11 protein-coding genes are annotated in these 11,280 nt (G+C 69.4%); 5 read left to right on the plus strand and 6 right to left on the minus strand.

The window, feature by feature from the left end; all coding sequences use genetic code 11:
- A partial coding sequence (locus tag ABZS97_RS41100; RefSeq protein ID WP_356147864.1) for a GGDEF domain-containing protein occupies window positions 1-655 on the plus strand: 655 nt, incomplete at its 5' end.
- Window positions 656-998: 343 nt separating this feature from the next.
- Window positions 999-1,340 carry a hypothetical protein gene (locus ABZS97_RS41105; protein WP_356147867.1) on the plus strand — a complete coding sequence of 114 codons (342 nt, stop codon included), beginning with the start codon at window positions 999-1,001 and terminating at the stop codon, window positions 1,338-1,340.
- Window positions 1,341-1,498: 158 nt separating this feature from the next.
- Here the strand turns inward: ABZS97_RS41105 and ABZS97_RS41110 are convergent, their stop codons facing one another.
- Complete coding sequence (locus ABZS97_RS41110) at window positions 1,499-2,137, minus strand: LysE family translocator (protein WP_356147898.1); 639 nt, start codon at window positions 2,135-2,137, stop codon at window positions 1,499-1,501.
- Between the two features lie 287 nt (window positions 2,138-2,424).
- On the opposite strand from ABZS97_RS41110, the gene ABZS97_RS41115 reads away from it, so the two are divergent.
- Window positions 2,425-3,123, plus strand: coding sequence for a helix-turn-helix domain-containing protein (locus ABZS97_RS41115; protein ID WP_356147870.1), 699 nt, complete (start codon window positions 2,425-2,427; stop codon window positions 3,121-3,123).
- A gap of 52 nt (window positions 3,124-3,175) precedes the next feature.
- Window positions 3,176-4,699 (plus strand): FAD-dependent oxidoreductase, encoded by a 1,524-nt coding sequence (locus ABZS97_RS41120; RefSeq protein WP_356147874.1) that lies wholly within the window; start codon window positions 3,176-3,178, stop codon window positions 4,697-4,699.
- 91 nt (window positions 4,700-4,790) lie between these two features.
- Here the strand turns inward: ABZS97_RS41120 and ABZS97_RS41125 are convergent, their stop codons facing one another.
- The 5 genes from ABZS97_RS41125 to ABZS97_RS41145 all read right to left on the minus strand — a co-directional run bounded on the left by ABZS97_RS41125 (window position 4,791) and on the right by ABZS97_RS41145 (window position 10,391).
- Entirely contained in the window at window positions 4,791-5,987 is a 1,197-nt protein-coding gene (locus ABZS97_RS41125; RefSeq protein WP_356147879.1) for an FAD-dependent oxidoreductase, read from the minus strand.
- Between the two features lie 114 nt (window positions 5,988-6,101).
- On the minus strand, window positions 6,102-7,112 hold the full coding sequence (locus ABZS97_RS41130; RefSeq protein WP_356147882.1) for a sigma-70 family RNA polymerase sigma factor: 1,011 nt from the start codon (window positions 7,110-7,112) through the stop codon (window positions 6,102-6,104).
- Window positions 7,113-7,191: 79 nt separating this feature from the next.
- Window positions 7,192-7,593, minus strand: a complete 402-nt coding sequence (locus ABZS97_RS41135) for a hypothetical protein (RefSeq protein WP_356147885.1) — start codon at window positions 7,591-7,593, stop codon at window positions 7,192-7,194.
- Window positions 7,594-7,699: 106 nt separating this feature from the next.
- Window positions 7,700-8,257 carry an XRE family transcriptional regulator gene (locus ABZS97_RS41140; protein ID WP_356147888.1) on the minus strand — a complete coding sequence of 186 codons (558 nt, stop codon included), beginning with the start codon at window positions 8,255-8,257 and terminating at the stop codon, window positions 7,700-7,702.
- Window positions 8,258-8,261: 4 nt separating this feature from the next.
- Entirely contained in the window at window positions 8,262-10,391 is a 2,130-nt protein-coding gene (locus ABZS97_RS41145) for a helix-turn-helix domain-containing protein (RefSeq protein ID WP_356147891.1), read from the minus strand.
- 322 nt (window positions 10,392-10,713) lie between these two features.
- Here ABZS97_RS41145 and ABZS97_RS41150 point away from each other — a divergent pair, with 322 nt between their 5' ends.
- Window positions 10,714-11,238, plus strand: a complete 525-nt coding sequence (locus tag ABZS97_RS41150) for a cupin domain-containing protein (RefSeq protein ID WP_356147895.1) — start codon at window positions 10,714-10,716, stop codon at window positions 11,236-11,238.
- Window positions 11,239-11,280: the final 42 nt, after the last annotated feature.

Below are 11,280 nucleotides of genomic sequence, written 5' to 3' on the forward strand. Positions count from 1 at the left end.
GGAGCGCAAGCGCCGCGAGCTGCAGCTCGCCCACCGCGCCTCGCACGACTCCCTGACCGGCCTGCCGAACTCGGCCGAGCTGCGCTCCCGGCTCACCGCCCGCCTCTGCTCGCGGCCACAGGTCGCCAGGTCCGGATCCGAAGGCGCCGCCCCGCCCCCACCAACCGGCTACACCACACCCACCTTCGACCACCACGTGCACATGGTCGCGCCCGCGAGCGACGAACCCGGCGCGGACAATGGCGTCAAGGGGCTCGCGGTCCTCTTCTGCGACCTCGACGGCTTCAAGTCGATCAACGACCGGTTCGGGCACAACGCGGGCGACACCATCCTCATCGAGGTCGCCAGGCGCCTCACCAACGGCGTACGGGACGGTGACACGGTCGCCCGGCTCGGCAGCGACGAGTTCGTGGTACTCGCCGACGGGCTAGGCCCCGCGGACGCCCAGGACCTTGCGGCCCGGCTGCGCAACGCCATCATTCCGCCGATCCGCGTCGAGGGGCGGGTGGTGCGCGTGGGCGCCAGCTTCGGCATCGGCTGGGCACACTGCGGGATGACCGCCGAAGAGGTGCTGAAATCCGCTGACCAGCGGATGTACGTGGAGAAGCGCAGCGCACGACGGCGCCAGAACCGACCGACCGGCGCGACCGGATGACGTCACTTCGTCAACGCGGCCCTTCAGGGCGGCCCTGTTTGGGTCCCTGTCCGGAACCTTCGGGGCTCCCCGTCCGTCTGAAGCGGGAGGTCGCCGCCCGGGACAGCCGAGGCGCTGAGGGCCGGATTCGGGACGCCCGATTCCCCTCCCGGAAGTCGATCCGGCTATCTGGGATCGGCGAAGGCGTCTCGCAAAGTCGCTGTTCACCACGCTGCGAACGCGTCGGGAAGGCGGCTGGGTTCATCCTCCGATCAACACACCCCGGCCGCTGCCTCTGTTGCCGGATCGAGTCTGGACCGACGAGGACTGGGACCGGATCCGGCGCGGATATCGAGCCCGGGACATGGATGAGAAGTGGAACATCTTCGTTGAAAACGATGTCCTTTTCATGCACCGGAGTTGGACCGGTCACGGCGTCTACGAGGCGTCCTTTGCCCCAATGACTGGTGGGGGAAGAAGGATCGCCTCTGCTGTTGTGGAGGCTGATCGCGAGCGCTATCGGCGTGTGGGGGACGAGTACGACTGTCTGATGCTGGAGCTGATCATCAGCGCGATCATCCTTGGTGAGCCCGCCGCCGAACTCCGGGCCGGTCTCGTGGACTTGACTGCTCGAGCTTCGGGAAAGAGTGATCTTCCCTCGGGTGTGGTGGAACACAGTGCTCTGGGATTGCGCTCAGGATCGTAAGCTCTGCAGCCCAGCGAGTGCTGTCACGACGTCGGGCGATAGGACTGGATCACCCTTTGCAGGCGCAGGATCCTGCCGTGTGCGGCCAGCCGTTGTCAGAGCTCTTGGACGCGCTCACGGTGAGTGGTGCGCTCCCCGCGGAGGGTGCGGATGCCGGGTCAGTCCTTGCTTCCCGTCGCGGCAACGGTGACGCCGAGGCCGATCATCGTAAGCCCGCCGACTCCTCCGACCAGGGAGAGCCGCTGAGGTGAGCGGGCAAACCAGTCCCGTCCGGTTGCCGCGATCAGTCCCCACAGACTGTCGGAGGCCACTGCGATGATGTTGAAGACCAGCCCGAGCAGCAGCATCTGAACCATGACGTGTCCCTGGCCGCGGTCGACGAACTGCGGCAGTACGGCGGCGAAGAACACCATGGTCTTGGGGTTGGCCACACCCACGGCGAACCCCTCCCCCAACGTCCGCAGGCCGCCCCGTGGGGCTTTGTCAGCCGTGAACGCGGCCTGTAGCGAGCCACGTTGCCGCCACGCCTTGACACCCAGATACACCAGATAGGCAGCACCGGTCAGTTTCAGCACCGTGAAGACAAGAGCGGAGCGCTCCACGATCGTTCCGATTCCGAGAGCCACGGCCACGATGAGTACATAAGCGCCCAACGCGTTCCCCACGACCGTCGTCAGGGCGGCACGCCGCCCCTGCGCCAACGCCCGCCCGATCACGAAGAGCACGCTGGGCCCGGGGATCACTATCAGCAGAAACGACATAGCCGCGAAGGCAATCAAGCGTTCAGCAGACACCATGACGCCCATGAAAGCACGGCCGACTTCACTCCTCAGCCCCTTTTCACGGGCAGAGCCCCGCAGCGCCACACCGTCGCCCCTTCCTTGCGTTGAGTGATCTCAGGTCCGGCTTTGGCACGCATCCTGTATGCCGTTGATGATCTTCGGCAGTCCCCCAGTTGGTGCTGAACGTCAGCCCTCGGCAAAGCAGTTGGAAGGGGCGGGCGGGTCGGGGTGGTTCTGACGGCCCCACATTTGGTTCAGTGCTCCAAATTGGTTCAGCGTTCCAAGTGTGGCACGATCGAGGCATGGCAACACGAGCGCGCCGGGCACAGCGGCGCAACCAGGTGCTCTCCCGGGACCACATCATCGATACCGCCGTCGAGCTCCTGGACGCGGGCGGCGAGGGTGCGCTGACCGTCCGGGCGCTGACCGAGCGCCTGGCGACCGGGGCCGGGGCGATCTACTACCACGTGGGCACCCGGGACGAGCTGCTGGATACGGCGACGGAAACCGTCATCACCGCGGCACTGGCGGCCGAGCCCGCTCAGGCTTCGGCCACGCCCGCGGAAGAGATCCGCGTCGTCGCACTGGCGCTCTTCGACGCGATCGCGGACCACCAGTGGCTCGCGACACGCCTGACCCTCCAGATCATCCGAAACCCGATGGGGGCGGTGACGGTGGGGATCTACGAGAGGGTCGGCCGGCAGGTGGGCGCCCTGGGCGTACCGCAGGGTGCCTGGTTCGACGCGGCCTCGACGCTCGTGCACTACATCCTTGGCGCCGTCAGCCAAAACGCCCGGATCGACGGGGACACCTCAGGCGTCACGCCCGACGCGGACCGCGAAGAGTTCCTCGACGCAGCGTCGACGGCATGGCAGGAACTCGACCCCGACGACTATCCGTTCATGCACGCCATCGCCGGCCAGATGCGCGAGCACGATGACCGCGAACAGTTCCTCACCGGCATCGCCGTCGTCCTCGACGGCATCACCAGCCTGCGCTGACCGACCGAATCCGCACGGGTCTGCCGCTGATCGTTCCAGAAGGGAATTCCTGATGCACGACGTAGTGATCGCGGGCGCCGGCCCGGTCGGCCTGTTCCTGGCAGGCGAGCTCGCCCTGACCGGCTCTCGCGTCCTGGTGCTCGAGCGGGACCAGGAACCCACCTCGCCACTGAAGGCGCTCCCGCTGGGGCTGCGGGGCCTGACCGCAGGGTCCGCCGAGACGTTCTACCGCCGCGGCCTTTTGGAAGCGATGGCGAAGGCTTCCGGCGTCAACGCGGAGAAGGTCGGCGCGGACCCCGAAGCGGTCGAGCCGCCCGCGCCTCGTGACCTGAGCCATTTCGCGGGCATGGCTCTCGACGCGACCACCATCGAGGCAGCCGCCCTTCCCTTCCGGCTGCCCAGTCCGGCGATGGAAGGCTTCATGACGAGCCTGGAAACGGTGACGACGGTGCTGGCCGAGCAGGCCGCCGCTCTCGGTGTGGAGATCGTCCGGGGCGCTCCCGTCACGGCCGTGAGCCAGGACGACGAGGGCGTTGCCGCCACCGCGGGCGGGCAGGAGTACCGGGCGCGCTGGCTGGTGGGATGCGACGGGGGGCGCAGCGCGGTACGCGAGCTCGCGGGCTTCGACTTCGTCGGCACCGAGCCGCTGTTCACCGGCTACGTCGCCAAGGTCACCTTCACCGACCCGCAGCAGCTGCCTCTCGGGTTCAACCTGACACCGAACGGCATGTACCTGCGCACGCCCTTCGAAGGACACCTGGGCATGATGGACTTCGACGGCGGCACCTTCGACCGCTCGCAGCCGCTGACCCGCGACCACCTCCAGACGGTCCTGCGCCGCGTCTGCGGCACCGATGTGACGCTGGACGAGGTCCATTTCGCCTCCAGCTTCACCGACCGCGCGATGCAGGCGCCGACGTACCGCAGGGGCCGCGTTCTGCTCGCCGGCGACGCCGCGCACATCCACTCCCCGCTGGGCGGCCAGGGGCTCAACCTCGGCATCGGCGACGCCATGAACCTCGGCTGGAAGCTCGCGGCCACCGTGCACGGACACGCGCCGGACGGCCTGCTCGACAGTTACACCAGCGAGCGCCACCCCGTCGGCGCATCGGTGCTCGACTGGTCCCGAGCTCAGGTGGCGGCCATGAAGCCGGGCCCCAACGCCCCTGCGCTGCGGCAGCTGGTCCGCGACCTGATGAGCACCCCCGACGGAGCAACCCATGTCTACCGCACCACATCGGGGCTCTTCCACCGCTACGACCTGGGACACCGGCATCCGCTCATCGGCCGGGCCGCACCGGACTTCCGCTTCGACGACGGCACCCGCCTCGGTGACCTGATGCACCGGGGCCAGGGCGTTGCGCTCGACTTCAGCACCGACCGCGCGCTGCAGGGCGCCGCCCAGGGGTGGGAAGGCCGCATCCGGTACGCGTCCGGCCCGGTGCGCAACGACCTGGGGCTGGCCGCCGTACTGATCCGACCCGACGGCGTCGTGGCCTGGGCGGGTGAGCACGCCTCCGATCGCGACGTGTTCGCAAAGGTCGCCGCCCAGTGGTTCGGCGCCCCGGAGAACTAAAGCGGCCAGTCGGCCATCGGCAGTGCCCCACTCGCCTTCGGCCCGAGCCGGTTCGGTGTCGAGAAAGGCTCTGCGGAAGGTGGCAGGTGCTTCACGCCGCGACCCGTGCCGCCCCCTGTGACGCGGCCCGGTCGGCCGCCACCCGCCGCCGTCGTACCGGAATGCCCAGTGTCGGGTTGGCGACGCCCCAGGCCGCGCCCTTGCAGACCAACTCCTTGTAGCGGGCCGCGAAGCGGCCGGTCAGGGCGCGGTCCACGGAGCGGTCGTCGGCGGTGACGAACTGGATCAGGCCCTGCGTGCGGCCGAGGGAGATGCACTGGTTGAAGTAGCGCAGCGGGGCATTCGGCAGCTTGCCGTCGGTCAGGCGGGCGGCGATGGAGTCGGCGGCCTGCCAGGCCATGGGGGTGCCCGAGGCGCAGGACATGCGCAGTGGCTTGTCGCCTGCGCCCAGTGCGTGGCCGGCGTCGCCGATCGCGTACACGTCCGGGTGCGAGACGGAGCGCATCGTCGCGTCGACCACGATGCGGCCGGTGTCCGCGAGTTCGAGGCTGGTGGCCGCGGCCAGCGGGTGGACCGCGAAGCCCGTGGTCCAGACAGTGACGGCAGCCGGGAGGGTCCGGCCGTCCGCGGTCGTGACCCGGTCCGCCGCGACAGCGGTCACCGAGGCGTTCTCGTGCACCGTGATGCCGAGCCTGCCGATGACCTTGCGCAGATGCGCGCGGCCCTTCGGGGAGAGCCAGTCGCCCAGTTCGGCGCGCGTGGCGAGTGTGATGTCGAGGTCCGGGCGGGCCTCGGCCACCTCCGTCGCGAACTCCAGGCCGGTCAGGCCGCCGCCCACGACGAGGACCGTCTCGCCCTCGGCGAGACGGCTCAGGCGCTCGCGCAGCCGGAGCGCGCCGGGGCGGCTCGCGATCTGGTGGGCGTGCTGGTCAACTCCCGGGACGCCGTTGTCGTTACCGCTGCTGCCGAGGGCGTAGACGAGTGTGTCGTAGGCCAGTTCCTCCGTGCTCTCGGCGCTCTGCACCGCGACCGTCTTGCTGTCCACGTCGATCGATGTGACCTTCGCGAGCTTCAGCTCGACGCCCGTGCCCGCGAACATGTCGCTCAGCGGGCGCGGCTTGAGCTCCTGGCCCACGGCCAGCTGGTGCATCCGGACCCGCTCGACGAAGTCGGGTTCGGCGTTGACAAGGGTGATGACGACGTCCTCACGGCGCAGCCGCTTGGCGAGCCGGCCTGCCGCGATCGCTCCGGAGTAGCCGGCGCCGAGGACGATGATCCGGTGCTGCATTTTCCTGCTCCTGTCTGCGCGGGTCCGGAGCCTTGTGGCCCGGTCACGCCCCTTGAACCGGGCAGCCCGCCGATTCCTGACAGGAGACGAGAGTGACCTGCGTCACACGACGGGTCAGAGGGCTTCGGTCAGGACCGGAGGTCCGAAATCGCCCGCCGCCCAGCGCTGTGTCGCGCGCTCCAGCTTGTCCGGGTTGACCTGGCTGCGGACCGCGACGATGCCCTCCTGCGTCCGCTCCAGGCACATGATGCCGAAGACCCGCCCGTCGACCACCGCGACGACCGCGGGGCCGCCGTTGGCCGTGGCGGCGTAGAGGTCGGGCGAACCGCCGACCAGATTCCGCTTGGCCTGGGCCGGCTTGAACAGCCCGCGCAGGAACTTCGCCACCGCGCGTGCGCCCTCGAAGGCACTGGCCCGGGCCGGCACCTTCCCGCCGCCGTCGCCGACCGCGATGGCGTCCGAGGTGAGCAGTTCGATCAGCGGCTGGGTCTCACCGCTGGTCGCCGCAGCGAGGAACTCCTCGACGATCCGGCGCGCGACCGCCTCGTCGATCTCGACCCTCGCGCCGCCCGAAGCACCACCAAAAGCGGCCCCGCTGGCGGCAGTTACGTCGGAAGCCGCCCGCGTCCCGCCCTGCGCCACATGCTTCTTCGCGCGATGGAAGATCTGCTGGCTGGCCGCCTCACTGAGGTCCAGGATCTCGGCGATCTCCCGGTGGGAGTACGCGAATGCCTCGCGCAGCACGTACACCGCACGCTCGTTGGGCGAGAGCCGCTCCAGAAGGACCATCACGGCGTACGACACCGACTCGCGCTGCTCGGCCGTCTCCGCCGGGCCCAGCATCGGGTCCCCTTCGAGCAACGGTTCGGGCAGCCACTGGCCGACGTAGGTCTCGCGGCGCGCACGGGCCGACGTGAGCTGGTTGAGGCACAGGTTGGTGAGCGCCTTGGTCAGCCAGGCCTCGGGCACCTCGATGCGCCCGACATCGGCGGCCTGCCAGCGCAGATACGTCTCCTGCACGGCGTCCTCCGCCTCGCTCGCCGAGCCGAGCATGCGGTAGGCGATGGCCTCCAGGCGCGGCCTGGCCGCCTCGAACCGGTCCACGTCACTGAAGGTCAGGGCCATGCCAGGATCTTAGTGCCGCATCAGGCAACGTTCACACAGCTTGACGGCCACGCGCCCCGGGGACAGGTCAGGAGGCGCGTCAATCACTCCTCTGCGCCTGCCACCGTCGGTATGTCACTGCTCGGGTCAGTTCGGCGTCGTACTGATCGGCGTCGAAAGAGAACGCCGGGGGCCGCACCTTGTCAACGGGCACCTCCCAGTCGGACCACTCCACGATCCCGCCATGACGCTGCACGAACACCGACAGATAGCCACAGCATCCGCCCGTGCACTCAGGTTCGCCCAGCACGACGCGTCGCCCCTCGCTGGTCGCCCAGAGGGGATCGCGACCGCCGCCGGGCAGCACGTCCTCCGCAAACGGGCCGCGGCCTCCCTCTCCGACCGCCTCTGCCACCACTTCCTCGCCGTCGATTCGGAACTGCAACTGCGCAGCCCATCGGGGTCCCGGTGGCAACACACTGACCTCAAGCCGGTTGAACACCCGAGCACCCTACGCTCGGCGATCTTTGTGACAGCAGGCGCGCCTGTGCGACAACCATGGTGCTCCGATTCGAGACAGTCGAGCGACCGGCGTTCACTCCGTCTGCTCAGAAGTCCAGGTCCAGGTAGTCGATGTCGTTGATGGCCACATCCGAAATCCCCATGGCGCGGCTTCCGCCGTCCTGGAAGTAGATGTCCTTGAATCCTTCGGCGATGATCCGGCGCATCTCCTGGTCGCCGGCGCCGGCGTCGCGGGCGTCGAACAGGCGCTGTGCGTATGCCGCGGGAAGGTGGACCGTGAGGCGGCGGAAGCGGCCGTCGTCGGTGGTGCCGATGGGGGCGGTGTAGCCGAAGCGGGCTCGTGTCTCCACGGTGATGCCGCCCGTGGCAGCGGCTTGCTTCCGCCGGCGTCTGCGGACCTGCGGCTGCCAGCGGGATCGCACCGCGGTGTCGATCTTGGCGGCGATGTCCTTGGGCGGGTTCTTCCTGGCTCCGCGCCGGTAGCGGTTCACCGAGTCGGCGGTGACGCCCAGTTCGGCTGCGACGGCCTTTGCGGTGCCCAGCTGTTTGAGCAGGTAGTTGATGCGGGCCGGAAGGGTCTTGGGCGGTTCGCGGGTGAACGCTTCCCGGTCGGCGCGTTCGATCGCCTCGTCGATCTCTCCCACGGCGCTACTCTCCGTCGTCCAGGACGGCGTCGCCGCCCTTGATGTGGCGGGCGGGGTTGAGGCCTTGTTCCATCAGGTCGACCGCCCAGGCCAGGTCCTGGACGCCCTCGAGTTTCGCCAGGCCGGGGGTGGGGCCGAGGCGGAAGCCGCCGGGCTGGGGCTTGCCGGAGGCGCTGTAGGGCAGGAAGTCCAGCGGGCTGCGGCCGGGGGTGGGGTAGACGACGCAGTCGGACAGTACCGCCAGCGGGTAAAGGCCTGTCATCTTGGCCATGTTGGCCATTTTGCGGTGCATGTTGACCCGTGCTTTGGAGATGACCGCGGCACGGATGTCGGGGCGCCAGGTCGGGCGCTCCAGCGCCGGCCACCGTTCGCCCTGCTGGTAGTGGCGCCCTTGCGGGCGCTCGCGGAGCTTGCCGACGCCACCCTTGATGGTGGCCTTGATCGCCGCGAGGACCGCGGCCATGGCCGGGTCGGCCTGCTTGTGCCGCTCCATCGCCGAGAGGAACTCGTGGTCGGTGAGGTCTTTGGTGACGCCGAGGTCGGCGAGGGTGTCGACGTAGGCGGTCTTGAGCCGGTCGTGCCAGGGGTCCAGGTAGGCGCCCGTCTCCCTGCGCAGGTATGCCTCGATCGGAGCGACGTTGTAGCCGAGTTCCTGGGCGTAGGCGACGGTATGGGTCTGGTACCAGGCCGGACCCTGAGGCCGGATCCCGGACGGCGTGAACGGCGACGGGAGGCGCGGGTCCACCTCGATGTGGGACAGGTCCACGAACCAGCTGCCGGGAACCTTCGGGTTGAAGGGCGGGCTCACGAGGTGTTCGGGGCCGGACAGGCCCACTGTCAGGCGGGCCGCGGCCGCGAGGAACGCGGTGTTCAGGTCCAGGCCGACCGCGTACGGCAGCGTCGCCTCCTCGCCGGTGAGCAGGTCGACGTCACGCACCCACTGATATGCCTCCTCGTCCAGGAAGCCGCCGGTCCAGCCGGAGTTCACGACCACGGGGTGTTCGCCGGTGGCCTCTGGCGGCGCCGGGTCGACCGGCTCGGTGCCCAGGCTGCCGGGGTTGTGGCCGGGGACCCAGTTGCCGGTCGCGTGATCCTGAACGGCTCGGGTGGGCGGGCGCAGCGCGGTCATCAGTTCCAGCCCGGACACGGCCGTGCTGCCGCGCGGTGTGAGGACACGCAGCGCGTAGGTGCCCAGCACGCGGGCAATGTCGGCCGGTTCCATCTCGGCGACTCCCGGCCAGGAACGCGCGTCCAGCGCATCCCAGGAGAGGATCGCCAGTTGCACGCACTGCCGCTGGCCCGCCTGGGCGGGTCGGTAGATGCGGGCCCAGGGGCCGAAGCCTCGCTGGGTGAGACTCCATTTCGCCTTCGTCACCTGCTTGACCACTGGATGGTCGGCGGGCAGGCGCAGGGAGCGGCGCTGCTCGTGGCCCTCCAGGTGTTCGGGAAGGCCGAATTTCACCGCGGCGGCGGCGGTGAGCACGATCAGCGGGTCGGCGTCCTTGCCGTTGCGGTGCAGTTTTGCGGCGCCGAGCCCCGACTCCTTGAGCGTCCACTCCACCAGCTCCGGGATGGTGGTGGCGGGGCAGTGGAGCACGAGGCCTGCGCTCCCGTAGGCGGAGCCGTCGCTGTCCAGGACGGCGAGCGGGCCGTGCGGGAAGCGCGGGTCGGCGGCGGGCTCGGCCGCATTCGTCGCGTGCGAAGGTCGGGAGGACATCGCACGGCGGGAGTCCGGGCGCTTGAGGGGGGCCGGGGCGACAGGCGCCTTCGCCGGCGCGGTGGCTTCCGTCTCGGGCGTCTCGGGAGCGGGAGCCGGGTACGTCTTCGAAGCCGGCTCCGGTCGGGGCGCGGGCGGCGAGGCGGGTGCGGTCGCGGGCGTGCCGTGTACGGGGTGTTTTGCAGCCCAGCCGTTCAGCAGTCGCTGATACGCCTCCAGGCGGGGGGACTTCGGCTCGCTGCGGCCGTTCTCCCAGTTCTTGACCGACTGGGTTGTGGTTTTCAGCGCGGTCGCGAGGCGGGCCTGGGTGATTCCGGCGGCCTCACGCAGCCGGGCGCGTTCCGCTGGATGCGGGAGCTGTGGCTCCGCCTCCAACAGCGCGTCGACCGACGCGAACAGCTCTTCCTCCGATGCCATATGCCACTACCTCCACACCGGACACTAGCAAGGTGCTCACCCAGGCATTTAACCTCCTCCTTTAACCCGCCCCCAGAACATGCGGGGTGTCGCGACAAACTTCTCCGGACGCATTGTTCCGGACCGGCCTGCCCCTCCTTCTTGGGCACCGCAGTGTTCTTCAGCATGGTCTGATCCGCGGCTGGGTTCCCGTCGCTCGCCTCCGTCCGCGGCTCACCTTCGAGGAGGCGTGGATGGCATGGCGAGTTGAGCAGATTGACCCAAGCCTTCGACCCTCAAATGCACCCTTCTGCTGGTCGGTTGGCCTCCTAAAGTCGTAGTCATGACGACGAAGACGAATGAGACCGAGCAGACCCAGACCGCGGGCTTCACCCCGCTCCTCACCCGCGCGGCCGACGCCGAGACGACGCGGGACCCCAGCAGCGTCATGACACTGCTCGCTGACTCCGGCCACACCGGTGGGCGGCTCACCAGCTACCGGTCGACGTTCGCCGAAGGCGCGGTCGGAGCGCCCGCCCACCTGCACACCAAAGCGTCCGAGATGTTCTTCGTGATCGACGGGGCGCTCCAGGTACTGGTGGGCGAGGAGATCACCGTCCTGGAGGCGGGCGACCTCCTCGTCGTGCCGCCGCACACCCCGCACGCCTTCGCCGCGGCTCCCGGCAGGACAGCCGACGTCCTGTTCGTCTTCACCCCGGGCGCCGGCCGCTTCGACTACCTGCGCCTCCTCGGCCGGGTGATGCGCGGCGAGGCCGACCCGCAGGAGATCAAGGACTCCTCGGAGCGGTTCGACAACCACTACGTCGACAGCCCGGCATGGCGCGAGGCACTTGCCGCGCGCAGCTGAGGCCCGCCGGCGGCCCGGCGCCCCGAATAGGGGCGCCGGGCC

The organism is Streptomyces sp. NPDC005485 (assembly GCF_040606085.1).
In the GTDB taxonomy this organism is placed as follows: domain Bacteria; phylum Actinomycetota; class Actinomycetes; order Streptomycetales; family Streptomycetaceae; genus Streptomyces.

Bases quoted from the DNA above. Each gene is read 5' to 3' on its own strand.
- ABZS97_RS41105 (WP_356147867.1), top strand. From the start codon at position 999: ATGGATGAGAAGTGGAACATCTTCGTTGAAAACGATGTCCTTTTCATG.
- ABZS97_RS41110 (WP_356147898.1), bottom strand. From the start codon at position 2,137: ATGGTGTCTGCTGAACGCTTGATTGCCTTCGCGGCTATGTCGTTTCTG.
- ABZS97_RS41115 (WP_356147870.1), top strand. From the start codon at position 2,425: ATGGCAACACGAGCGCGCCGGGCACAGCGGCGCAACCAGGTGCTCTCC.
- ABZS97_RS41120 (WP_356147874.1), top strand. From the start codon at position 3,176: ATGCACGACGTAGTGATCGCGGGCGCCGGCCCGGTCGGCCTGTTCCTG.
- ABZS97_RS41125 (WP_356147879.1), bottom strand. From the start codon at position 5,987: ATGCAGCACCGGATCATCGTCCTCGGCGCCGGCTACTCCGGAGCGATC.
- ABZS97_RS41130 (WP_356147882.1), bottom strand. From the start codon at position 7,112: ATGGCCCTGACCTTCAGTGACGTGGACCGGTTCGAGGCGGCCAGGCCG.
- ABZS97_RS41145 (WP_356147891.1), bottom strand. From the start codon at position 10,391: ATGGCATCGGAGGAAGAGCTGTTCGCGTCGGTCGACGCGCTGTTGGAG.
- ABZS97_RS41150 (WP_356147895.1), top strand. From the start codon at position 10,714: ATGACGACGAAGACGAATGAGACCGAGCAGACCCAGACCGCGGGCTTC.